The sequence below is a fragment of the Geodermatophilus dictyosporus genome, assembly GCF_900115505.1.
Taxonomy (GTDB): domain Bacteria; phylum Actinomycetota; class Actinomycetes; order Mycobacteriales; family Geodermatophilaceae; genus Geodermatophilus; species Geodermatophilus dictyosporus.
This window is the reverse complement of the sequence record NZ_FOWQ01000007.1, coordinates 187,789-209,515: the sequence shown is the minus strand read 5'-3', so window position 1 is coordinate 209,515 and position 21,727 is coordinate 187,789. Positions and strand designations below refer to the sequence as shown.

16 protein-coding genes are annotated in these 21,727 nt (G+C 76.7%); 7 read left to right on the top strand and 9 right to left on the bottom strand.

Going from position 1 to position 21,727, the window contains the following annotated elements:
- Window positions 1-15 precede the first annotated feature (15 nt).
- The 3 genes from BMZ33_RS17060 to BMZ33_RS17050 form a co-directional block, all read right to left on the bottom strand.
- A complete protein-coding gene (locus BMZ33_RS17060; RefSeq protein ID WP_169064481.1) occupies window positions 16-1,032 on the bottom strand; it encodes a sensor histidine kinase in 1,017 nt (338 codons plus the stop codon).
- A gap of 105 nt (window positions 1,033-1,137) precedes the next feature.
- Window positions 1,138-6,237, bottom strand: a complete 5,100-nt coding sequence (locus tag BMZ33_RS17055) for a SpoIIE family protein phosphatase (RefSeq protein WP_091113355.1) — start codon at window positions 6,235-6,237, stop codon at window positions 1,138-1,140.
- A 57-nt stretch (window positions 6,238-6,294) separates the two neighbouring features.
- On the bottom strand, window positions 6,295-7,500 hold the full coding sequence (locus tag BMZ33_RS17050) for a DUF6986 family protein (protein ID WP_169064480.1): 1,206 nt from the start codon (window positions 7,498-7,500) through the stop codon (window positions 6,295-6,297).
- A 40-nt stretch (window positions 7,501-7,540) separates the two neighbouring features.
- On the opposite strand from BMZ33_RS17050, the gene uraD reads away from it, so the two are divergent.
- The 3 genes from uraD (at window position 7,541) to pucL (ending at window position 9,381) form a co-directional block, all read left to right on the top strand.
- Complete coding sequence (gene uraD / locus BMZ33_RS17045) at window positions 7,541-8,038, top strand: 2-oxo-4-hydroxy-4-carboxy-5-ureidoimidazoline decarboxylase (RefSeq protein WP_091113351.1); 498 nt, start codon at window positions 7,541-7,543, stop codon at window positions 8,036-8,038.
- A gap of 73 nt (window positions 8,039-8,111) precedes the next feature.
- Window positions 8,112-8,429, top strand: a complete 318-nt coding sequence (gene uraH, locus BMZ33_RS17040) for a hydroxyisourate hydrolase (RefSeq protein WP_091113348.1) — start codon at window positions 8,112-8,114, stop codon at window positions 8,427-8,429.
- 46 nt (window positions 8,430-8,475) lie between these two features.
- On the top strand, window positions 8,476-9,381 hold the full coding sequence (pucL, locus tag BMZ33_RS17035; protein WP_091113344.1) for a factor-independent urate hydroxylase: 906 nt from the start codon (window positions 8,476-8,478) through the stop codon (window positions 9,379-9,381).
- Window positions 9,382-9,406: 25 nt separating this feature from the next.
- Here the strand turns inward: pucL and BMZ33_RS17030 are convergent, their stop codons facing one another.
- Window positions 9,407-9,874, bottom strand: a complete 468-nt coding sequence (locus tag BMZ33_RS17030; protein WP_136697332.1) for a hypothetical protein — start codon at window positions 9,872-9,874, stop codon at window positions 9,407-9,409.
- Between the two features lie 63 nt (window positions 9,875-9,937).
- Between BMZ33_RS17030 and BMZ33_RS24525 the strand changes: the two genes are divergently transcribed.
- Window positions 9,938-10,072, top strand: coding sequence for a hypothetical protein (locus tag BMZ33_RS24525; RefSeq protein WP_280139236.1), 135 nt, complete (start codon window positions 9,938-9,940; stop codon window positions 10,070-10,072).
- A 159-nt stretch (window positions 10,073-10,231) separates the two neighbouring features.
- Here the strand turns inward: BMZ33_RS24525 and BMZ33_RS17025 are convergent, their stop codons facing one another.
- The 4 genes from BMZ33_RS17025 to BMZ33_RS17010 form a co-directional block, all read right to left on the bottom strand.
- Window positions 10,232-11,824: a methyl-accepting chemotaxis protein gene (locus BMZ33_RS17025; protein WP_091113337.1), complete on the bottom strand. Its 1,593-nt coding sequence runs from the start codon at window positions 11,822-11,824 to the stop codon at window positions 10,232-10,234.
- A gap of 142 nt (window positions 11,825-11,966) precedes the next feature.
- The gene (locus BMZ33_RS17020) at window positions 11,967-13,067 is read right to left on the bottom strand and encodes a class I SAM-dependent methyltransferase (RefSeq protein WP_091113335.1); all 1,101 of its coding nucleotides are present in this window, start codon (window positions 13,065-13,067) and stop codon (window positions 11,967-11,969) included.
- Between the two features lie 47 nt (window positions 13,068-13,114).
- Window positions 13,115-14,230, bottom strand: coding sequence for a class I SAM-dependent methyltransferase (locus tag BMZ33_RS17015; RefSeq protein WP_091113332.1), 1,116 nt, complete (start codon window positions 14,228-14,230; stop codon window positions 13,115-13,117).
- On the bottom strand, window positions 14,227-15,141 hold the full coding sequence (locus tag BMZ33_RS17010; RefSeq protein WP_091113328.1) for a haloalkane dehalogenase: 915 nt from the start codon (window positions 15,139-15,141) through the stop codon (window positions 14,227-14,229). Before BMZ33_RS17010 ends, BMZ33_RS17015 begins: the two co-directional genes overlap by 4 nt.
- 281 nt (window positions 15,142-15,422) lie before the next feature.
- Between BMZ33_RS17010 and BMZ33_RS17005 the strand changes: the two genes are divergently transcribed.
- On the top strand, window positions 15,423-17,255 hold the full coding sequence (locus BMZ33_RS17005) for a S8 family serine peptidase (protein WP_091113324.1): 1,833 nt from the start codon (window positions 15,423-15,425) through the stop codon (window positions 17,253-17,255).
- Between the two features lie 4 nt (window positions 17,256-17,259).
- Window positions 17,260-19,887 (top strand): putative bifunctional diguanylate cyclase/phosphodiesterase, encoded by a 2,628-nt coding sequence (locus BMZ33_RS17000; RefSeq protein WP_091113321.1) that lies wholly within the window; start codon window positions 17,260-17,262, stop codon window positions 19,885-19,887.
- Between the two features lie 52 nt (window positions 19,888-19,939).
- Here BMZ33_RS17000 and msrA read toward each other — a convergent pair whose 3' ends face one another.
- Window positions 19,940-20,593: a peptide-methionine (S)-S-oxide reductase MsrA gene (gene msrA / locus BMZ33_RS16995; protein WP_091113681.1), complete on the bottom strand. Its 654-nt coding sequence runs from the start codon at window positions 20,591-20,593 to the stop codon at window positions 19,940-19,942.
- Window positions 20,594-20,692: 99 nt separating this feature from the next.
- Here msrA and BMZ33_RS16990 point away from each other — a divergent pair, with 99 nt between their 5' ends.
- Window positions 20,693-21,715 carry an NADP-dependent oxidoreductase gene (locus tag BMZ33_RS16990; protein ID WP_169064479.1) on the top strand — a complete coding sequence of 341 codons (1,023 nt, stop codon included), beginning with the start codon at window positions 20,693-20,695 and terminating at the stop codon, window positions 21,713-21,715.
- Window positions 21,716-21,727: the final 12 nt, after the last annotated feature.

Genomic DNA, 21,727 nt, shown 5'->3' with positions numbered 1-21,727 from the left:
GAGCGATCGGCAGCGTCAACCCGCCGGAGGTCGGACCAGGGCCGTGGCCAGGCGCACCGTCAGGCCCGCCGGGCCGGGCACGAGGTCGACGGAGTCCCACAGCTTGCGGGCCAGCCACAGGCCCATCCCGCCGGCGGCGAGGTCGTCGCCGTGGGCGGGGAGGAAGCCCGCGAGCGGGTCGTCGAAGGACCGGCCCGAGTCGGTGACGGCGCACACGACGCGGGTGTCGTCGGCCCAGACCCGGGCCGAGACCGGTGGCCGCCCGTGCCGGAAGGCGTTGGCCGCGACCTCGCTCACCGCCAGGTGCAGGTCGGCGCGCTGGTCCTCGTCCGGCACCCGCTGGGCGAGGACCTGCCGGAGTGCGCCGCGCAGCGCGGGCAGGGTCGGCACGCCGTCGACGGCGAACGCCGGCCGGCCCTCCTCGACCGGCTCCCGGACCCGGGCGAGCTCGCGCAGGTAGAGCTCGGGCCGGTGGTAGTCGCTGCTGGTGACGCGGATGCCGCCCATGAGCAGCTCGGGGTGGGTCTGCCGGGCGGCGGCGACCAGCTGGGCGGGCAACCGCTCGCGGTCGTAGAGGCACAGGGCCGTGACCGGGGCCCGGGCCATCAGCGCGTTGGACACCGACTCGTAGCGCCGCACCTCGCGCCAGCGCAGCGGGTCGGTCCCCCACTGCGGCTCGGCGACGATGCGCAACCGGCCCGAGCCGCCGGCGCGGGCCCGCTCGAGCAGCCGCCGGGTGACGACCAGGGCGTCGGGCGCCCGGACCCCCCGCAGGCAGATGCGCTGGTCGTCCTGCACCTGCCCGGCGCTCGCCCCGATCGTGCGGCGCACCGCCTCGGCCACCTCCGGGGTGAGCGCGAGGACCGGCAGGTCGCCCCGGCGCAGCCCCTCTTCGACCGCGGCGGCGGCGACCGCGACGAGCTCGTCGGTGGTGTGGACCGCGGCCGCGGTGTGCGAGAAGGCGGACGCGTGCGCGCGCGCGGGACGTCCCGGCTCCGCCTGCGTGGCGGAGCCCCCAGCGAGTGGATCCACTGGCCCCTCGACCGTTCCGGGCCGGTGGGTCCCAGCCGTCCGACTCCATTGTGGAACACCCGGCGGGATGCTTCCTGTCGGGGTACCCGCCGGCACCCGCCCGGGCTACCGGCGGCCCAGCTGCCCGCCGAGCTCCAGCACCCGCGCGGCCGCCGAGCCGGGCCGTGTCTGCACGTCCAGGACGGCCCTCCGGGCGGCCGCCGCCGACCGCAGCTCGAGCACGAGGTGCACGCCGGCGCTGGCCAGGTAGGTGACCGGCCGCAGGTCGAGCACCGCCCGCGCGCCCGGCGCCAGGTCCTCGAGGGCCCGCAGCGCCTCCGCCCGCAGCGCAGGGGCCACCGCGAGGTCGACCTCGCCGGCGACCTCCAGCCGCAGGCCGTCGCCGTCGCCGTCGCCGTGCACGGTCAGCCGCGCCGCCTCGGCCGCCGACGGCGCGGGGACGCGGCGCACCGGCGGGTCGGCGGGTCCCGGCCCGGCCGGGACGAACCGGAACCGCACCGTCGTCCCGGCGCCGTCGGCGCCCTGGCCGTCGGGCGTGCGGGCCACCTCGACGTCGAGGGCGAGGGCGGAGATCAGCTCGAGCCCGCGGCCGCGGTGGCCGGGGTCGGCCGGCACCGGGCGCCAGACCCCCTCGTCGCGGACGCAGACGTCGACGCTGCCGTCCGCGGTGCGCTCGAGGCGGTACTCGCACCGGCCCTCGCCGCCGGTGGCGGCGTAGGCGTGCTCGACGGCGTTGGCCAGGGCCTCGCCGAGGGCCAGCTGCAGGTCGTCGAGGCTGTCCTCGGTCAGGCCGGCGGCCAGCGCCCACGTGGTCACCGTGCGGCGGACGCGGCTGAGCCGGGCGGGGTCGGCCGGCAGCGTCTCGTGCACCGGCGGGGGTGTGAGCCGGGCGGCGATGACGGCGACGTCGTCGGGCGGGGTGGAGTCGTCGAGCACCTCGGCGAGCAGCGCGCGGGTCAGCCGGCCCGGGTCCGCGGCGGCCAGCTCGGCCGCGGTCGCGGTGAGCCGCTCCAGGCCGGTGTCGAGGGACTCGCCGCGCCGCTCGACCAGGCCGTCGGTGTAGAGCAGCAGCGTCGCCCCGGGGGCGACGACGGTGCTGCCCTCGGTGTAGGGCCGCCGCCCGGGGGCGCCGAGCACCGCGCCCGCGCCGTCCTCGAGCAGCGTGGCCGTCCCGTCGGCGAGCAGCAGCGGCGGCAGGTGGCCGGCACGGGCCCAGCGCACCGAGCCGGTCTCGCAGTCGAGGACCAGGCAGGCCGCCGTGGAGGCCCGGGCACCGGGCAGCCGCGCGGCGAACCGGTCGAGCAGCTCCAGCGCCGCCGCCGGCGGGCTGCCCTGCAGCAGCGCCGCGGACAGGGCGCTGCGCAGCTGCCCCATGACGGCGGCCGCCGCGGGCCCCTGGCCGACGACGTCGCCGACGGCGACGGCGACCCGCCCGCCGTCGAGCTCGACGACGTCGTACCAGTCGCCCCCGGCGGAGCTGCCGGCCGCGCCGGGCAGGTACTCGGCGGCCAGGGCCAGGCGGTCGAGCCGCGGCAGCTGCTGCGGGAGCAGGTCGCGCTGCAGCGTGGAGGCGATGGCCTGCTGTGCCCGGTAGAGGCGGGCGCGGTCGAGCGCCTGCGCGCACTGCTCGGCGACGGCCAGCAGCATGCCGCGCTCGGGCGCGCCGAGACGGCGGACCTCGGGGAAGCCGACGCCCACCACACCGACCACGCGGCCGGCCACCACCAGCGGCAGCGCCACGGTCGAGGCCAGGCCGAACGCCGCCAGCGACGACGCCTGCCCGTCGTCGAGCCCGCCGCGGGCGCCGGGCCAGTCGGCCATGTCCTCGATCCACAGCGGCCGCCGCTCGGTGACCGCGGTGGTGACCGCCAGCGGCGCCGACAGCGGGACGCGCGACCACTGCTGCTCGGCCTCGGGAGCCGAGCCGGTGAGCGCGAGGAGGCGCAGGTCGCGGCCGGTGTCGTCGAGCTCGAACACCCCGACCCGGCTGCCGTGCCCGGTCAGCGTCCCCACCTGGCCGGTCGTGGCCCGGGCGACGTCGACCGGCGTGGTGGCCGCCGACAGCTCCGCGGTGGCCCGCTGCAGCAGGCCCAGCCGGCGCGCGGCGGCCCGCTCCTCGGCGAGCAGCAGCGCGTTGTCCAGGGCGAGCGCGGCGCGGGCGGCGATCTCCTCGGCGAGCGCCCGGTCGTCCTCGTGGAAGGCGGGGGCGTCGTCGTGGCGGCCCAGCGCCAGCACGGCGCGGACCTCCCCGCGGACCGACAGCGGCACGACCAGCGCCGAGCTGAGGTCCAGCCGGACGCCGGAGTCGCCGGGCCCGTCCAGGCGCGGCCGCAGCTGCGACCGGCCGGTGTCGAGGACGGTCCGGCCGAGCCCGCCGTGCGGGTCGAGGCCGGCCAGCGTCGCCGCGGTGTCGCCGTGGACGCTGGCCCGGCCCACGTAGCGCAGCCGGCCGTCGTCCCCGACCACGCGGACGGTGCAGACGTCGGCCAGCCGCCGCTCGACCACCAGCCGGGCGAGCCCGGCGAGCTGGCCCTCCACCTCGGTCTCCCGGTCCAGCGCGGTGCCGACCTCGGCGAGCAGCGTCTGGCGCTCGGTCTCGCGGTAGCGGGCGTTGATGTCGGTGCAGCTGCCCACGGCGCCCCGCCGGGCGTCGCCGCCGATCGGCACCCCGCGCTCGAGCAGCCAGTGGTGGGCGCCGTCGGCGCGGCGGAGCCGGAACTCGACCTCCCAGCCCTCGCCGCGCTCCAGCGCCGCGGACACCGTCCGCGCGTAGCGGTCGCGGTCCTGGGGGTGCAGGCCCTCGCGCCAGCCCTCGCCGAGCTCGTCCTCGGCGGGTCGGCCGGTGAAGGCGCTCCAGCCCGCGTTGAGGAACACCCGTCGGCCCTCGCCGTCGGCCACCCAGATCAGCGCCGGCGCGAGGTCGGCCATGGCGGTGAAGCGCTCCTCGGCCGCGCGGCGGGCCCGGCCCAGCTGCAGGTGGGCGTCGACCCGGGCCAGCAGCTCCTGCGCGGAGAACGGCTTGACCAGGTAGTCGTCGGCGCCGGCGGCCAGGCCCTCGACCGCCGCCTCCTGCCCGGCGCGGGCCGACAGCAGGACGACGGGCACGCGGGCGGTGCGCGGGTCGGCGCGCAGCGCGGCCAGCAGCGCGACGCCGTCCAGGCGCGGCATCATCACGTCGCTGACGACGAGGTCCGGCGGGTCGGCCTGCGCCGCCTCGAGCGCGGCCTGCCCGTCGGCGACGGCCTGCACCCGGTGCACCGGGGCCAGCAGCCGGGCGACGTAGTCGCGCATGTCGGCGTTGTCGTCGGCCACCAGCACCCGGCCGGCGCGGGCCGGGACGGTCTCCGGCGCGGTCGCCGGGACGCGCTCGCCGCCGGGCAGCCAGCGCAGCGCCTCGGTGACGTAGGGGGTGGCCGCCGCGGAGACGGCGGGCGCCTCCGGCACGGCCGGGGCGATCCGCTCGGCGGGCAGGTGGGCGGTGCCGGTGGGCAGCGCGACGGTGAAGGTAGTGCCGACGTCGGGCGTGCTGTCGACGGCGATCGTGCCGCCGTGCAGGCCGACCAGCTCGCGGACCATCGCCAGGCCGATGCCGCTGCCCTCGCCCGACCGCGCACGGGCGCCGGAGACGCGGGTGAAGCGCTCGAAGAGCCGGGGCAGCTCCGCGGTGGGGATGCCGGTGCCGGTGTCCGCGACGGTGAGCACGGCGGCGCCGCCGTCCCCGCCACCCTCCAGGCGCAGCCGGACGGTGACCCCGCCGGTGAAGGTGAACTTCAGCGCGTTGGAGAGCAGGTTGAGGACGACCTTCTCCCACATGTCCCGGTCGATGTGCACCGGCTGGGGCAGCGGCGGGCAGTCCACGGTGAGCGTCAGGCCGGCCCGGTCGAAGGCCGAGCGGAAGACGCTGGCCAGCTCGGCGGTGACCGCGGCGAGGTCGACCGGCTCGAAGCGCGCCTCGATCCGGCCGGCCTGCAGCCGGGAGAAGTCGAGCAGGGTGTTGACCAGCTTCTGCAGCCGCAGGGCGTTGCGCTCGACGACCTCGAGCTCCTGGGCCACCCGGGCGTCGGCGGCGGCCACCGGGGAGGACCGCAGCTCGGCGACCGGTCCCATGATCAGCGTGAGCGGGGTGCGGAACTCGTGGCTGACGTTGCTGAAGAAGTCGGTCTTGGCCCGGTCGAGCTCGGCCAGCGCCTCGGCACGGCGCCGCTCGGCCTCGTGGCTGCCGGCGTTGAGCAGCCCGGAGGCGATCTGGCCGGCCACCAGCTCGAGGAACCCGCGGTAGGCGTCGTCGAGCCGCCGGTGCGGGTTGAGGCCGACGACCAGGAAGCCGGCGACGGCGGCGGTGCCCGGGGCGGAGGAGGCCACCGGCACCACGAGGGCCTGCTCCGGCGGGCGCTGCCACGCGCCGGTGGGCAGGCCGCCCAGCCGCTTGGCGAGGTCCTCGACCAGGACCTGCGCGCCCGCCCGCAGCCGGTCCACCGGCCAGACCGGGTCGGCGTCGCCGGCGGCGATGTGCTCCGGGGCGGCCGGACAGCCGGGCTCCAGGCCCGTCGTGGCACCCAGCCGGGCCGAGCCGTCGTCGTCGAGCAGGTAGGTGGCGCTGAAGGGCAGGTCGGCGTCGTTGCGGCCGAGCTGCGCGCGGACGGCGGCCAGCACGTCGGCCTCGGTCCGGGTGGCCGCGACCGCCGTCGCCAGGTCGCGCAGGCAGGCCATCCGCCGCTCGGCGAGGACGCGCTCGGTGTTCTCGGTGACGACGCAGAGCATCCCGGCGGTGCGGCCCTCGTCGTCGTCGACCGGGCTGTAGGAGAAGGTGTGGTACGTCTCCTCCGGGTAGCCGCTGCGCTGCAGGAACAGCAGCAGGTCCTCGTCCCAGGTGGCGACGCCGGTCGCGAGGACCGACTCGATCCGGGGACCGATGTCGTCCCAGATCTCCGACCACATCTCGCGGGCCGGGCGGCCGAGCGCCCACGGGTGCTTGCCCTGCAGCGTGTCGCGCTGGTAGGCGTCGTTGTAGAAGGCGGTCAGCTCCGAGCCGTAGGCGGCCCACATCGAGAAGCGCGACGTCAGGACGATCCGCACGAGGTTGCGCAGCGCGGAGGGCCACTGACCGGGCGGGCCGACCGGGGTGGCGGCCCAGTCCCGGGCGGCCATCTCCCGGCCCACCTCACCGCCGTTGGCGAACAGGGAGGCCGACGCGTCCGGGGTCACCGCGTCACCACGCCTCGCAGCCTAGGCGCAGCGCGGAGTCGCGCGCGGCGGCGGGCGTCAGCCCCGACCCGCGAGCACGTCCAGGGTCACCCGGTCGAGTCCGGTGGCGGCACCCACCTCCCCGTCGTCGACCGCACCGCAGTCCAGGCCGCGCAGGACCACCGCGGCCAGGGCGCGGGCGGTGGCCGGCTCGTCGAGCACGCCGCCGTCGGTCCGCTCGACGTAGGCGGCCAGCCGCGCGGCCGCGGCCGGCAGCGCCCCGCGGAAGAACGCGTAGGTGGCCACGTAGCGGGTGACCAGCTGCGCCGGGTGCAGGTCCCAGCCCTGGTACAAGCCGCGCTCCAGCGCCCGGCGGACCAGCCCGGCGTGCACCCGCCACCCGGCGTGCACCTGCTCGCGCGGGCCGACCGGCAGCAGGTTGGTCGAGCCGTCGACGGCGTGCGCCCCGGTGCCGGCGACGGCGACCTGCATCAGCTGCTTGGCCAGGTCGGCGGCGGGGTGGTCGGAGGCCTGGTGCGCCGCGGCGATGCCGAGGGACGCGCTGTAGTCGTAGGTGCCGAAGTGCAGGCCGGTCAGCCGCGGGCCGGCCGCGTGCACCATCCGCGCGAGTGTCACCGCCCCGTCGGCGCCGAGCACCGCCTGCGGGGTCTCCACCTGCAGCTCCAGGACGAGCGCGACGCCGTGCGCGGCCTCCAGCGCGTCGAGCACCGGGAGGAAGGCGCGCACCTGCTCGACGTCGGTGACCTTGGGCAGGGTGACGACGGCCGCCTGCGCGCGGAGGGCGGGGTCGGCGAGGAACAGGTCGAGGGAGCGGACGCCGCGGCGGCGGGTGGGGCCCTCCAGCGACTTGGCGCGGATGCCCACCGACGGCGGGGCGGTGCCGGCGGCGAGGTCCGCGGCGACGGCGGCAGCGGCGCGCCGCACGTCGTCGTCCTCGGCCTCCGGGCGGCCGCGGTAGCCGTCCTCGGCGTCGACGCGGAGGTCCTCGACCGGTTCGGCGGCGAGCTTGGCCCGCACCCGCGGCAGCACCTCGTCGAGCAGCGCGGCCGGGTACCCGAGGTCGGGCAGGCCGTGCTCGTCCAGGGCGGCCAGGGCGGCGGTCCCCCACGCGGCGGCCACGCCGGGGACGACGGCGTCGGCCGGCACGTAGCAGGTGTGCACCGGCTGGCGGCGGGGCCGCTCGCCGGGCCAGGCGGCCTGGCGCGCGGCGTCGACCGGGGCCAGCCGCCGGTCGAGCTCGGTGTAGACGGCGTCGTCCAGCAACGCACCCTCCCTCGGCCGGCCGGGCTGCCATCCTGTCACCGTGTCCCGCCTCGACGAGTTCAACAGCCGGCCCGCCGACGCCGCCGTCGAGGCCCTGCGCGCCTGCAACGCCGCGCCGCGGTTCGCCGCCGGGCTGGTCGCCGGCCGGCCCTTCCCCGACGCCGACACCCTCGTCCGCCGCGCCGGCGAGGTCGCCCGCGCGCTGCCGTGGGACGAGGTGGAGCTCGCGCTGGCCACGCACCCGCGGATCGGCGACCGGGTGGAGGGCGGCTCGGCCGAGGCGGCGGCCTCCCGTCGGGAGCAGGCGTCGATGGGCGGGGCCGACGACGACACCCGCGCCGCACTGGTCGCGGGCAACCGGGCCTACGAGGAGCGCTTCGGCCACGTCTACCTGATCCGCGCGGCGGGCCGGTCACCCGAGGAGGTGCTCGCCGAGCTGCGCCGCCGGCTGGACCACGACGAGGGGACCGAACGCGCCGAGGTGGTCGAGCAGCTGGCGCAGATCACCGAGCTGCGGGTGCGGGAGCTCGTCTCGTGAGCGAGCTCGCGAGCTCACGCACGGACAGGGCAGCGCCGCGAACGTGGCCGACGAGCGCCGGCGAGGAGGATGCGTGAGCGTCTCCACGCACGTGCTCGACGCGGTGGCGGGGCGGCCGGCCGCGGGGATCGCCGTCCGGCTGTACGCGGGCGACGAGCTGCTGGCCGAGGGGGTGACCGACGGCGACGGCCGCTGCCGGCTCACCGGGGAGGCGACCGTCGCCGGCCCGCACCGGCTGGTGTTCGCGACCGGGGCGTGGTTCGCCGACCGCGGGGGAGCCGCGTTCTGGCCGGAGGTGACGCTGACCTTCGCCGTCGCCGAGCCGGCCGAGCACCACCACGTGCCGCTGCTGCTCTCGCCGTTCGCCTACTCCACCTACCGGGGCTCCTGACGCGCCGGTTCCACGTGCAACACCGGCGTCGGGCAGGCTGCGCGGCATGGCGATCGTGCTCGGACCCAACCAGTACGGGAAGGCGGAGGTCCGCGTCGTCGCGGTCGACCGCAGCTCCCCCCGCCACGAGCTGGTGGACCTCAACGTCAGCACCAGCCTGCGGGGCGACTTCGCCGCCGCGCACACCCGGGGCGACAACGCGCACGTGCTGACCACCGACGCGCAGAAGAACACCGTCTTCGCCTTCGCCCGCGACGGGGTCGGCTCCCCCGAGGCCTTCGGCCTGCGGCTGGCCCGCCACCTCGCCGCCTCCTACGACTGGATCACCGGCGCCCGGGTGGCGGTCGAGTCCTACGGCTGGGAGCGGATCGCCGTCGGCGGGCGGCCGCACGACCACGCCTTCCGGCGGCCCGGTGGGGAGGTGCGGACGGCGGTGGTCACCGCGGACGGGGACGACCTGCACGTGCTGGCCGGCCTGGCCGACCTCGTCGTCCTCAAGACCACCGGCTCGGAGTTCTGGGGCTTCCCGCGCGACCGGTACACGACGCTGGCCGAGACCCGCGACCGCGTCCTGGCCACCGCGGTCACCGCCCGCTGGCGCTACGCGTCCGCCGACCAGGACTGGGACCACGACTTCTCCACGGTCCGCGCCACGCTGCTCGAGACCTTCGCCGCCACCCACTCCCTCGCGCTGCAGCAGACGCTGTACGCGATGGGCGAGGCGGTGCTCGAGGCGGTGCCCGAGGTCGCCGAGGTGCGGATGTCGATGCCCAACCGGCACCACTTCCTGCAGGACCTCTCCGCGTACGGCCTGTCGAACACCCCCGGCGAGGACGAGACGCTCGTCTACCACGCCGACGACCGGCCCTACGGCCTCATCGAGGGCACCGTGCTGCGCGACGACGTCCCGCCGGCGGAGGTCGCCTGGCTCGGCACGCCCGGCTCCCGCTGAGGGCGCCGGCCGCTCAGCGCGGGGTCTAGACGCCGACGCCGCCCATCACGGCCCACCCGTGCAGCCGCAGGTCGGCGCTGCCCGGGTCGTCGGCCCGCTGCACGCCGGGCTGCAGGCCGATGCCGCCGGCGACGCCGCGCGCGCCGGACCACACCCGCCAGCCCGGCGGCACCCGAACCGCCGCGCCGCCCATCACCGCGCGCACGGTGACGTCGACTCCCCCGGGCACCGGCGCCAGCCCGGTCAGGTCGACCTCCCCGCCGGCCATGACGACGTCGAGTCCGACCTGCGAGAGCGCCGGGTTGTGCGGCCGGAGCTGGGTGCCGCCCATCACGCGCACCCGCCGGATGACGCTGCTGCCGTCGTCGCCCTCGTCCGCGCGGAGGGACCACACCAGGCCCGTGACGGCGACGGCGCCCTGCACCGCGAAGGCGAGGCCGATCCACGGCCGGGCCCGGCGCAGGCGGGACGGGGTGCGGGACGTCGTCCTCATGCCGCCAGCGTGCCCGCCCGGGCGCCCCGCGACCAGCACCCGACGTCCTGCGAGCATCGCGCGGTGGCCGTCGTCGAGCCGGAACCGCTGACCCCCGGGAACGTCCGGGCGGTGCGCTCGGGCGGGGATCTGGTCGGCTTCGTGGTGCTGTGGGACTCCGCCGGGCCGCCGGGCCACGTGCTGTGGCGCCTGAGGTGAGCGCCCGCGACGGCGACGGGAGCCCGGCCCCTCCCACCTCTCGCTCGGCTTCGTCCCCGCCGGGGAGACGGCCGACGTCGACGAGCCGGTCCACGCCCTGACCCGCTGAGCGCCGCCCGGACCCCCTCCTGCGGGGCCCGCGCCGCGCGCCGGCCCCGCTCAGTAGCGGAAGTGGGCCACCGAGGTCTGCAGGCCGGAGGCCAGGCGGGCCACCTCGTCGATCGCCGTCCGGGCGTCCTCCATGGCCCGCGTCGTCGAGGTGCCCGCACCGGCCACCGCCTGGATGTTCTCGGCGATCTGACCGGCCGAGAGCGCGGCCTCGGCGACGTTGCGGTTCATCTCCGTCGTCGTGGCCGTCTGCTCCTCCACCGCCGCGGCGATGGTGCCCTGGGAGTCGTTGATCAGCCCGATGATCGAGGAGATCTCGCTGATCGCGGTGACCGCGCCCTCGGTGTCGGCCTGGATCGCCTGCACGCGGGCGGTGATGTCCTGGGTGGCCTTCGCCGTCTCCTGCGCCAGCTCCTTGACCTCGTTCGCGACGACGGCGAAGCCCTTGCCCGCCTCCCCGGCGCGGGCGGCCTCGATGGTGGCGTTGAGCGCGAGCAGGTTGGTCTGCTCGGCGATGTTGGTGATCACCTTGACGACGCTGGCGATCTCCAGGGACGACTCGCCCAGCTTGGCGACGGTGGAGGTGGTCGAGTCGGCCACGGTGACTGCGTGGGAGGCGACCCGGGCGACCTCGCTGGCGTTCTGGGCGATCTCGCGGATGGAGACCCCCATCTCCTCCGAGCCGGCGGACACGGTCTGCACGTTCTGCGACACCTGCTCGGCCGCGCCGGCGACGATCCCCGACTGGTCGGCGGACTCCACGGCCAGCCGGGCCAGGTCCTGCGCCGAGGCCGACAGCTCCTCGGTGGCCGAGGCCAGCGTGGTGGAGCTGTCCCCGATCGTGGCCAGCACGGTCCGCACGGTCCCCATCGAGGTCTCGAGCGCGACGGCCATCCGGCCCACCTCGTCGCGGCTGTCCACGCCGGTGGAGCCGCGCAGGTCGCCCTCGGCCATCGCGGCCACGACCGCCCCGACCCGGCGCAGGGGGCCCACGACCGAGCGGGTGACGGCCCAGCCGAGCAGGCCGAGCACGAGGACGGCCGCCCCGGCGACGGCCAGGACCAGGGGTCCCGCCGAGTCGAGCTGGCCGGTGGTCTCCTGCGCGGCCGCCTCGGCCTGCCGGCCGATCGCGTCGCCGACCGTGGGGAGCTCCTCCTCGAGCTGGGTGAAGGCCGCGAGGAACTGCGGGTAGCCGTCCTGCGCCAGTCGCAGGTCCACCGCCGCCGTCGCGACCACCTGGTCGGCCGCGGCGAGGTACCCGTCCACCACCGGTGTCACGGCGGCGACGGCGGCGTCGACGTCGGTCCCGATCCCGTCGGCGACCACCGCGTCGAGGTGCTCCTGCATGGCGGCCGAGTGCTCCTCGAGGTCGGCCTGCGCGGCGCGGAAGTCCTCGACCCGGCCGGCCTGGGCGGCCTGCAGCGCCTGGAGCACGTCGGCGCGGACGGCGTCGTGCATCATGTCCGCCTCGAGCCCCTCCGCGGTCGCGTGGGTGGTCGCGAGCAGGACCTCCGTGCGGTCGCTCGCCCCGGCGAACTCCTCGACCGCGATGAGCGTCACGGCACCGAGGGCCAGCGCCCCGGCCCCGACGAGAGCGGACAGCTTGACGCCCAGCGGGCGGTCGGACCAGGTGTTGCGCGACATGGGGCTCTCCCGGAGCGCGGTGGCCGGCGCAGCGGAGCGCCGTGTCGTGTCCTTCGGCCGGGAGGAGCGCGACTCGCCCCGAATCGCGCGCCACCGGAGTCCTTCCTCGTTCCGGTACGCGCAGGAGGCCCTGCGGCCGGTCTCAGCCGGTCCGCAGTCGGTAGAAGCGGAAGACGTCGTGCTCGACCGGCAGCACGTCGACACCGGCGAACCCGGCGGCACGGGCGTACCCGGCCAGCGTCCCCGGCCGCATCACCGTCCCGGTCCCGGCGGAGGGCCGGGTGGAGAGCCCGTCGGGCAGGCAGCAGGTGAGGCTGTAGCCGTACATCAGCCGCTCGACACCGTCGCCCGGCGCGGTGAACCGCTCGGCCACCGGCTCGTCGACGACGAGCACGGTGCCGCCCGGGCGCACCATCCGGCGCATCGCGGCGAGCACCGCGACGGGGTCGGCGAGGTCGTGCACGCACTCGAAGGCGGTGACCAGGTCGTAGCCGCCCGGCTCGCCGGCCTGCGCGGCGTCCGCCGCGGTGAACCGCACCCGGTCGGCGACGCCGTGCTCCTCGGCGTTGCGCCGTGCCTGCTCGACCGAGGGCGCGTCGACGTCGAACCCGTCGACCCGGGCCGCGGGGTAGGCACGGGCGATGCCGACGGCCGACCAGCCCATGCCGCAGCCGACGTCGGCCACCCGCCCGCCGGCCCGCAGCGCCTCGTCGACGCCGGGCACGGCCGGGAGGTCCTGCGTGGCCATCGGGCCGAGGAAGTACGCGCGGTTGGCGGCGGCCTGGGCGTCGCGGGCGTCGCCCATCTCGGCCCAGGACAGGCCGCCACCGGTCCGGTAGGCCTCCAGCAGCCGGGGCACCTGCCGGGTGAAGACCAGCGCGGCGTGCACGAACGGCGGCGTGTAGGCGAGGTCGTCGCGGTCGACGAGGACGGGCCGGTGTGCCTCGGGCAGCGCGTACCGCCGCCCGTCCGGCGCCGCGGCGACGTCGTCGACCGTGAGGATCCCCGTCACGGCCTGCTGCTCGAGCCACTCGCGGGCGTAGCGGGCGTCGGTGCCGGTGCGGGCGGCCAGCTCCGGGGCGGTCGCCGGGGCGTCGGCCAGCGCCCGGTACCAGCCGAGCTCGCTGCCGAGGTGGACGGCGGCCAGCTCGAGTCCGGCGGTGACGGCCTCGAGGAGGCGCCCGGCCAGGGCGGTGGTGGCGTCGACGGGCGGGGTCTCGGTGAGCGTCTCGGTCGGGGTCATGCCCCCCGACCGTGGCCCGGCCGTGCCGGCGCGGCCAGGGCCCTCCGTCACCGCCCGGTGGAGACGCTGACCGTGTAGCGCCGGTCGTGCGCCGCCGCCCGGGTGGGACCGACGAGCCGGCGCAGCGCCGCCCGGTGCGGCAGCCGGTTGTTCCACACCGCCCACAGCTCGCCGCCGGGCCGCAGCACCCGCGCGGCGGCGGTGAAGAGGCGGTCGGCCGCCGCGGTGACCAGGGCCGCGCCGACGTGGAAGGGCGGGTTGCAGACGACGAGGTCCACGCTGTCGTCGGGCAGGGACCCCGCGGCGTCGTCCCGGAGGACCGCCACCCGGCCGAGCCCGGCGCGGGCGAGGGTGGCCCGCGCGGAGGCGACGGCGGCGGCGGACTGGTCGGTGGCGGTGACGGCGAGGTCCGGCCGCGCGCGGGCGAGCGCGGCGGCCAGCACGCCGGTGCCGCAGCCGAGGTCCAGCGCGGTCCGGGCGCCCGGTGCCGCGCCGGGCAGGGCCGCGAGCAGCAGCCGGGTGCCCTCGTCGACCCGCGTGCCGGCGAAGGCGGCGCCGTGCGCGCAGACGTCGAGGTCCAGCGCGGCGTCGTGCCGGCAGCGGGGGAAGGTGGACCGCACGCCCGCCCGCGGCCCGCGGGCGACCAGCACCCGCGACTTCTGCCGCGCCAGCGTGGCCGACACCTCGGTGAACCCGGCGCCCAGGACGCCGTTCATGCCGAGCGTCATGTGCTTGACCCGCCCGCCCACGAGCAGGACGACGTCCGGGCCGGCCGCCGCGGCGGTCAGCTCGGTGAGCTCGCGCAGCGCGTCGAGGCCCTTGGGCGCCCGGGCCAGCACCAGCGTGGCGCCGTCGAGCAGCCCGGCGTCCAGGCTCCCCGGCCGGTAGCGGCCGGCCAGGCCGGTGCGACCGGCGTTGAGCGCCAGCGCCCGCTCCCCGACCAGCAGGTCCTGGTGCACCCGGACGTCGGTGGCGCCGGCCGCGACCGCCCCGAGCGTGAGCGCGCCGTAGGCGTCGTCGACGACCACCACCCGGGCTCCGCCGGCGAGCGCGTCGCCCGCGGTGTCGAGCAGCAGCCGGTCGGTGGCGTCGACGGCGACCAGGTCGGGCGCGTCGACGTCGGGCTCGCGGCGCAGCCGGTCGAGGACCTCCGACGGCGTCACCTCGGCGTCGCGGCGACGAACCCGGCGACCACCCGGCCGAGCTCCGGGCCGACGTCCTCCTGCAGGAAGTGCCCGCCGCCGCGCAGCGTCGCGTGCGGCAGGCCCCGCGCACCGGGGACCAGCCGCTGGAACACCCGGTCGCCGCCGCCGGTGATCGGGTCGGAGTCGGAGAACGCGGTGAGGAACGGCTTCTCCCAGCGGGTGAGCACCTCCCACGCGGCCCGGTTGGCCGCCGACGCCGGGTCGTCGGGCGCCGTGGGGACCAGCGACGGGAAGACGCGGGCGCCGGCCTTGGACGCCTCGTCGGGGAAGGGGGCGTCGTAGGCGGCGACCACCTCCGGCGGCAGGGGCGTCACCGTGCCGTTGGCGACCACCCGGCCGACGTCGAACCGCCGGGCCGTGGCGGCGAAGCGCTGCCAGGCGAGGAACGCCTCGCTCATCGGCGCGTCGCCGGTGGGCAGCCCGGTGTTGGTGACGACGACCCGCGCGAACCGGTCGGGGTGCTCGGCCACCAGCCGCAGGCCGATCAGCCCGCCCCAGTCCTGGCCGACCAGCGTGACGTCGACCAGCGCCAGTCCCTCGAACAGCACCTGCCGCACCCACTCGACGTGCGCGGCGTAGCTGTAGGCGGCGGGGTCGGTGGGCTTGTCGGAGCGGCCGAAGCCGACCAGGTCGGGCGCGACGACGCGCAGCCCCGCGGCGGTCAGCTCGGGGACCACGTGCCGCCAGAGGTAGGACCAGGACGGCTCGCCGTGCAGCAGGACGACGACCTCGCCGCCGGGCGGCCCGACGTCGACCACCGCGACGCGCAGCGGGGTGCCGTCGCCGGCGTCGAAGGTGACGTGGGTGGGCGGGTACGGGAAGCCCGGCAGCGCGGCGAACCGCTCCTCCGGCGTGCGGACGACGTCCATCCGGCCCTCCCTGGGCAGAGCGAGCGATCCCCACGTCCGGCGGCCCGCGGACGTGCGTAGAGCTTCCTACGCCACGTCCCCGCCGGTCGTGTCTGACCCGGAGGGATGAGGGCCGGCGCCCTCGCCGTACTCCGCCGCTCCTGGGTGCCGATCACTCCTCGTGCACCAGCAGGCACAGGGATGTGCACCGACACCAGGAGGTATCGCGGAGTGAGCACGAGAGCAGGGGTCGGCCCCCACGGGGCGCGCACCTCACGGGGCGTGTCGTGGGGTGATCCCGCATGAACGCGCGCCGGTGGGCGACGGTCACCGTCGTCGCCGCACTGGGCGGCGGCCTCGCCGGCCCCGCCACCGCCGCGGCGGCCACGGCGGGTCGGGCCGCGCCCGTCGACGTCATCGTCCGGGAGCTGCCGGGCACCGGGGAGGGTCCGGAACGGGCCGTCGAGTCCTTCGGCGGCACGGTCGGGCGCGACCTGGGCATCATCGACGCCTTCGGCGCCCGCGTCCCGGCCGACCGGCTCGGCGCGCTGCGGGGCGTGCCCGGCGTCGACTCGGTCACCGAGAACGCGCCGGTGCAGCTCACCAGCACCGAGGTCGAGACGGCCAACGCGCTGCCGGGGTCGCTGGACGCCATCACGCGCGACGTCATCGGTGCGGCCGGCATGTGGGACCGCGGCTTCACCGGCCGGGGTGTCGACGTGGCCGTCATCGACTCCGGCATCGTGCCGGTCGACGGGCTGTCGGCGCCGGGCAAGGTCGTGCACGGACCGGACCTCTCCTTCGAGGCCTCGTCCTGCTCGGGCGGCCGGTGCACCGCCAGCCCGGCGCGGTACCTGGACACCTACGGGCACGGCACGCACATGGCCGGCATCATCGCCGGCCGGGACGCCGCCACGCCCAGCCCGGTGACCAGCGCCGACGACTCGACCTTCACCGGGGTGGCCCCCGACGCTCGCATCGTGAGCGTCAAGGTGGCCGACTCCCGGGGCGCGACGGACGTCTCGCAGGTCATCGCGGCCATCGACTGGGTCGTGCAGAACAAGAACCGCAACGGGCTCAACATCCGCGTGCTGAACCTGTCCTTCGGGACCGACGGCGTGCAGGACTACCGGCTCGACCCGCTCGCCTACGCCGCCGAGGTGGCCTGGCACAGCGGGATCGCGGTCGTCGTCGCGGCCGGCAACGGCGGCTACGGCAGCGAGAAGCTCAACGACCCGGCCTACGACCCGTTCGTCATCGCCGTCGGCGGCGTCGACGGCCGGGGCACCCACGGCACCGGCGACGACGTCGTCCCGTCGTGGTCGAGCACCGGGGACGGCACCCGCAACCCCGACCTCGTCGCGCCCGGCGCGTCGGTGGTCAGCCTGCGGGCACCCGGCTCCTTCCTCGACGCCCTCAACCCCGGGGCGCGCACCGGCGAGCGGTTCTTCCGCGGCAGCGGCACCTCGCAGGCCGCCGCGGTGGTCTCCGGGGCGGCGGCGCTGCTGGTCCAGCAGCGGCCGGACATCACCCCCGACCAGCTCAAGGCGCTGCTGCGCGGCACGGCCAAGGCCCTCCCGGCCGCGGACCCGATCGCGCAGGGCCGCGGGATGCTGGACCTGAAGACGGCCTGGACGGCGGCGACCCCGTCGGCGTCCTCGGCGGCCCAGACCTGGCCGCGGTCCACGGGCCGCGGCAGCCTCGAGGCCGCCCGCGGCTCGGCGAACCTCGTCCACGGCGGGGGGACCCTCGAGGGCGAGGTCGACGTCACCGGGCGCGCCTGGGACCCCGCGGTGGTGACCGCGGCCTCGGCGTCGCGCACCGCGTGGAGCGGTGGCTCGCTCACCGCCTCCGGCTGGACCGGCGGGTCCTGGAACGGCCGCGAGTGGTACCCGAGCGGGACGGCCGGGCAGCCGCTCGGCACGTCCTGGTCCGGCATGTCGTGGTCGGGCATGAGCTGGTCGGGCATGAGCTGGTCCGGGATGAGCTGGTCCGGGATGTCGTGGTCGGGCATGTCGTGGTCGGGCATGTCGTGGTCGGGCATGTCGTGGTCGGGCATGTCGTGGTCGGGCATGTCCTGGTCCGGGATGAGCTGGTCGGGCATGTCCTGGTCCGGCGCCGGCTGGGGCGGGTAGCACCATGACGACGACGGCGAACGGTGCTCCCGCCGCGGGCAGCCGCAGGCTCCGGCTGGGTCCCGCCCAGCGGATCGTGCTGCTCACGGTGGCGCTGACCGTGGTCGCGACGGTGCTGTTCGCCGTCGTCGTCCGCTCGCTGCCCACCCCTGCCGCGGTGCTGCCGCTGCCGTGGGTGGTGTGGGCGCTGGCCTTCGCGCTGACCGAGACCCTCGTGGTGCACGTGCAGTGGCAGCGCGAGGCGCACACCTTCTCCATGGGCGACCTCGTGCTGGCCGCCGGCCTCTTCCTCGCCCCGCCGACCGACCTGGTCCTGGCACAGGTCGCCGGCGCGACGGCCGCGTTCGTCCTGCACCGGCGCCAGCGCGGCGTGAAGCTCGCGTTCAACGTCGCGCTCTACGCCGTGGGCGGGACCCTGGGCACCGCGGTGTTCGCCGCGCTCGGCGGACCGGCCGACGGGCCGTGGGCGTGGGCGGCGGCGCTGGCCGCCGTCCTGGTCACCACGGTCCACGCCGACCTGGCCATCTTCGCCGCGATCAGCCTCTCCGAGGGCCGGTTCGACCCGGGCCCGCTGCTCGGCATGCTCGGCCTGTCGCTGCCCTTCACCGTCGGGTCGGCCGCGGTCGGGGTGATCGTCGCGCGCACCGGGGTCCAGGACCCCGCGTCGCTGGCGCTGTTCGCCCTGCCCACCGTGCTGATCCTCGCGGCCTACCGCGCCTACACCGGTGCCCGCCAGCAGCAGGACCAGCTGCGCCTGCTGCACGAGGTCACCTCGCTGCTGCACCAGAGCTCCGACCTCGACTCCGCGCTGACCGACTTCCTCGACTCCGTCCGCGGCGCGTTCCGGGCCGGGTCGGCCGAGCTGGTGCTGCTCGGGCACGGCGAGGACGACGAGGTCACCGTCACCCGCACCGAGCACGACGCCGACCCGGTGGTCATGGCGCCGCTGGCGGACGTCGTTCCGCTGCGCGAGCTGCTGGGGGCCGGCCTGACCTCAGGCGTCACCCCCGCCCGCAGCGGCCGGCCCGGCGCCGCGGCGCTGGACGCCTACGCCCGCGGCCGCGGCCTCGGCGAGTCGATGGTCTCGGTGCTGCGCACCGAGGACCGGGTGCACGGGCTGCTGCTGGTCGCCGAGCACGTCGGCGACGTCGGCACCTTCGGCCGCCAGGACCTCGCGGTGCTGGAGACCTTCGCCCGGCACGTGGCGACCTCGCTCGAGCGGGGCCGGCTGGAGCAGAGCCTGCACCACGTGACCGAGCTCAAGGAGCGGCTGCGCCGGCAGGCGCTGCACGACGGCCTGACCGGGCTGCCCAACCGCACGCTGTTCCTCGACCGGGCCCGGCACGCGGTCGCCGTGGCCGGCCGGACCGGCACCTGGCCGGCGGTGCTCTACCTCGACCTCGACGGCTTCAAGCCGGTGAACGACACCCACGGACACGAGGCCGGTGACCAGCTGCTGCGCATCGTGGCCGCCCGGCTCACCCGGTGCCTGCGGGCCGACGACACCGTCGCCCGGCTCGGCGGCGACGAGTTCGCCGTCCTGGTCGAGGGCCCGGTGGCCGAGGACTACGTCCGCGAGGTGGTCGACCGGATCGAGGCCGCCGTGGGTGAGCCGGTGGACCTCGGCGACGGCCGCCTGGTCTCGATCGGCGTGAGCGTCGGCGTGGCCCTCGGCGGCGCCGGGACCGCGGACGCCGACGCCCTCGTCCGCTCCGCCGACGACGCGATGTACCGGGTCAAGCGCAGCCAGGAGCCCCGCGCCGCCCGGGAGCGGGTGCCCGCCGCGGCGGACCCGGCCGCCGAGTTGGCCCGGGGGATCCGCGACGGGGAGATGCGGGTGGTCTACCAGCCGCTGGTGGACCTGCGCACCGGCCGGCCCACCGGCGCCGAGGCGCTGGTCCGCTGGGAGCACCCCGTCGACGGCCTGCGGACGCCGGACCGGTTCATCGGGCTGGCCGAGCAGACCGGCCTGGTCGTCGAGATCGGCGCGCTGGTGCTGCGGGAGGCGTGCGCCCAGGCCGTCCGCTGGACCACCGCCCGCCCCGACGCGGCGGGCCTGACGGTGACGGTCAACGTGTCCGCCCGGCAGCTGTCCGTTCCGGGGTTCGCCGACGAGGTCGGCACCGTGCTGGCCGAGAGCGGCCTGGCCGCCCGGCACCTGGTGCTGGAGGTCACCGAGACCGCGCTCATGGAGGACCAGGAGACGGCCGCGGCCACGCTGCGGCGGCTCCGGGCCCTCGGCGTGCGCATCGCCGTCGACGACTTCGGCACCGGCTACTCGTCACTGGCCTACCTCAGCCGCTTCCCGGTGGACCTGCTCAAGGTGGCCCGCGAGTTCGTCAGCCGCGCCGGGGAGGACGGCGACGCCGACGCGATCACCCGGGCGATCGTCGACCTCGCCGGCACGCTGGGACTGCTCACCGTCGCCGAGGGCGTGGAGACCAGCCGGCAGTACGAGTTCGTGACCGCGCTGGGCTGCGACCTCGCGCAGGGCCACCTGTTCGCCCGGCCGGTGCCCGCCGAGGTGGTGCACGCGATCCTCACCGGGGTCGAGGGCACCCCGCTGCCGCAGCCGGCCGCGCCGGCGCCCTCCCCCGCCCTCGCCGGGTCGCTGCTGGCCGCCTCGCTCTGACCGGCCGCCGACCGGCTGCTCCCTCGGGGGCGGGGGAGGGGGAGGTCCTCCCTCAGACGCCGGGCAGGCCGACCGGGCAGGAGACGCCGGTCGAGTGCACCGGGCAGTAGCCGTTGGGCACCTTGTACAGGTACTGCTGGTGGTAGTCCTCCGCGTAGAAGAAGTCGCCGAGCGGGGCGATCTCGGTGGTGATCTCGCCGTAGCCGGCCGCCTTCAGCCGCTCCTGGTACTGGTCGCGGCTGGCGCGGGCGGCGGCCTCCTGCTCCGGCGTCGCGTGGTAGATCGCCGAGCGGTACTGCGTGCCGACGTCGTTGCCCTGGCGCATGCCCTGGGTGGGGTCGTGGTCCTCCCAGAACACCTTGAGCAGCTCGCCGTAGCTGACGACGGCGGGGTCGAAGACGACGAGGACGACCTCGGTGTGCCCGGTGCGCGCCGAGCAGACCTCCTCGTAGGTCGGGTTGGGCGTGTAGCCGCCCGCGTAGCCGGCGGCGGTGGAGTAGACGCCCGGCACCTGCCAGAACACCTTCTCCACGCCCCAGAAGCAGCCCGCGCCGAAGACGGCGGTCTGCACCCCCTCGGGGAACGGCGGCTGGATGCGGTTGCCGTTCACCGCGTGGGTCTCCGGGACGTGCGGCAGGGGCTCGGGTCGGCCCGGCAGCGCGTCGTCCTGCGTCACCGGCTGGGTCTTGTACCGGGAGAACAACATGATCCGAGCGTAGGACGGCCGCGCCACCCGGCGGGGCACGAGCGCCCGGGCAGCGGCAGGATCGGCCGCGGAACCGACCCGAGCCCCAGGAGGCGCCCCGTGCCGATCACCGCCCGCGAGTGGCACCTCGCCGCCCGGCCCCACGGCGAGCCCACCCCCGACGACTTCGCGCTGGTCGAGGTCGAGCACCCCGGCCCGGCCGAGGGCCAGGTGGTGGTGCGCATGGTGGCCATGTCGGTGGACCCCTACATGCGCGGGCGGATGCGGCTGGGGCCCTCCTACGCGGCACCGTGGGAGGTGGGCGAGGTGATGAAGGGGGGCGCCGTCGGCCGCGTCGTCGAGTCCCGCTCCCCCGACGTCCCCGAGGGCGCGCTGGTGCTCACCGACGCCGCCTGGCGCGACGTCGCCGTCCTCGACGCGCGGGCCGTCCGGCAGCTGCCGGCCACCGAGGACCTGCCGCTCACCTACGCCCTCGGCATCCTCGGCATGCCGGGGCTGACCGCCTACGCAGGGCTCTTCCGGGTCGCCGCGTTCCGCGAGGGCGACGCCGTGTTCGTCTCCGGCGCGGCCGGGGCGGTGGGCAGCGCGGTGGGCCAGTTCGCCCGGCTGCGCGGGGCGTCGGCGGTGGTCGGCAGCGCCGGCACCCCGGAGAAGGTCGCCTGGCTGCGCGACGTCGGGTTCACCGCCGCCTTCGACTACCACGACGGTGCGGTCAGGGACCTGCTGTCGCAGGCCGCGCCCGACGGCATCGACGTCTTCTTCGACAACGTCGGCGGCGAGCACCTCGACGCCGCGCTGGGCGCGCTGCACGTGCACGGCCGGGTGACCGTCTGCGGCGCCATCTCGGGCTACAACGCCACCGAGACGGTGCCCGGACCGAGGAACTTCAGCTCCCTGATGATCGCCAAGCGGCTCGCGGTCACCGGCCTGCTCGTCGGCGACCACACCGACCTGCACGGCGAGTTCACCGAGACGGTGTCGGGCTGGATCCGCTCGGGCGAGCTGGTCGTCCGGGAGACCGTGTACGAGGGGCTGGAGAACGCCGTCCCCGCCTTCCTCGACCTCCTCAAGGGGGCCAACACCGGCAAGATGGTCGTCCGCCTGGCCCCGGACCCCGACTGACGCGGCGGTTGC

Excerpts from the sequence above, each read along its gene's own strand:
- pucL (WP_091113344.1), top strand. The coding sequence starts at position 8,476 with ATGGCGATCGTGCTCGGACCCAACCAGTACGGGAAGGCGGAGGTCCGC.
- BMZ33_RS17030 (WP_136697332.1), bottom strand. The coding sequence starts at position 9,874 with ATGAGGACGACGTCCCGCACCCCGTCCCGCCTGCGCCGGGCCCGGCCG.
- BMZ33_RS17025 (WP_091113337.1), bottom strand. The coding sequence starts at position 11,824 with ATGTCGCGCAACACCTGGTCCGACCGCCCGCTGGGCGTCAAGCTGTCC.
- BMZ33_RS17020 (WP_091113335.1), bottom strand. The coding sequence starts at position 13,067 with ATGACCCCGACCGAGACGCTCACCGAGACCCCGCCCGTCGACGCCACC.
- BMZ33_RS17010 (WP_091113328.1), bottom strand. The coding sequence starts at position 15,141 with ATGGACGTCGTCCGCACGCCGGAGGAGCGGTTCGCCGCGCTGCCGGGC.
- BMZ33_RS17005 (WP_091113324.1), top strand. The coding sequence starts at position 15,423 with ATGAACGCGCGCCGGTGGGCGACGGTCACCGTCGTCGCCGCACTGGGC.
- BMZ33_RS17000 (WP_091113321.1), top strand. The coding sequence starts at position 17,260 with ATGACGACGACGGCGAACGGTGCTCCCGCCGCGGGCAGCCGCAGGCTC.
- msrA (WP_091113681.1), bottom strand. The coding sequence starts at position 20,593 with ATGTTGTTCTCCCGGTACAAGACCCAGCCGGTGACGCAGGACGACGCG.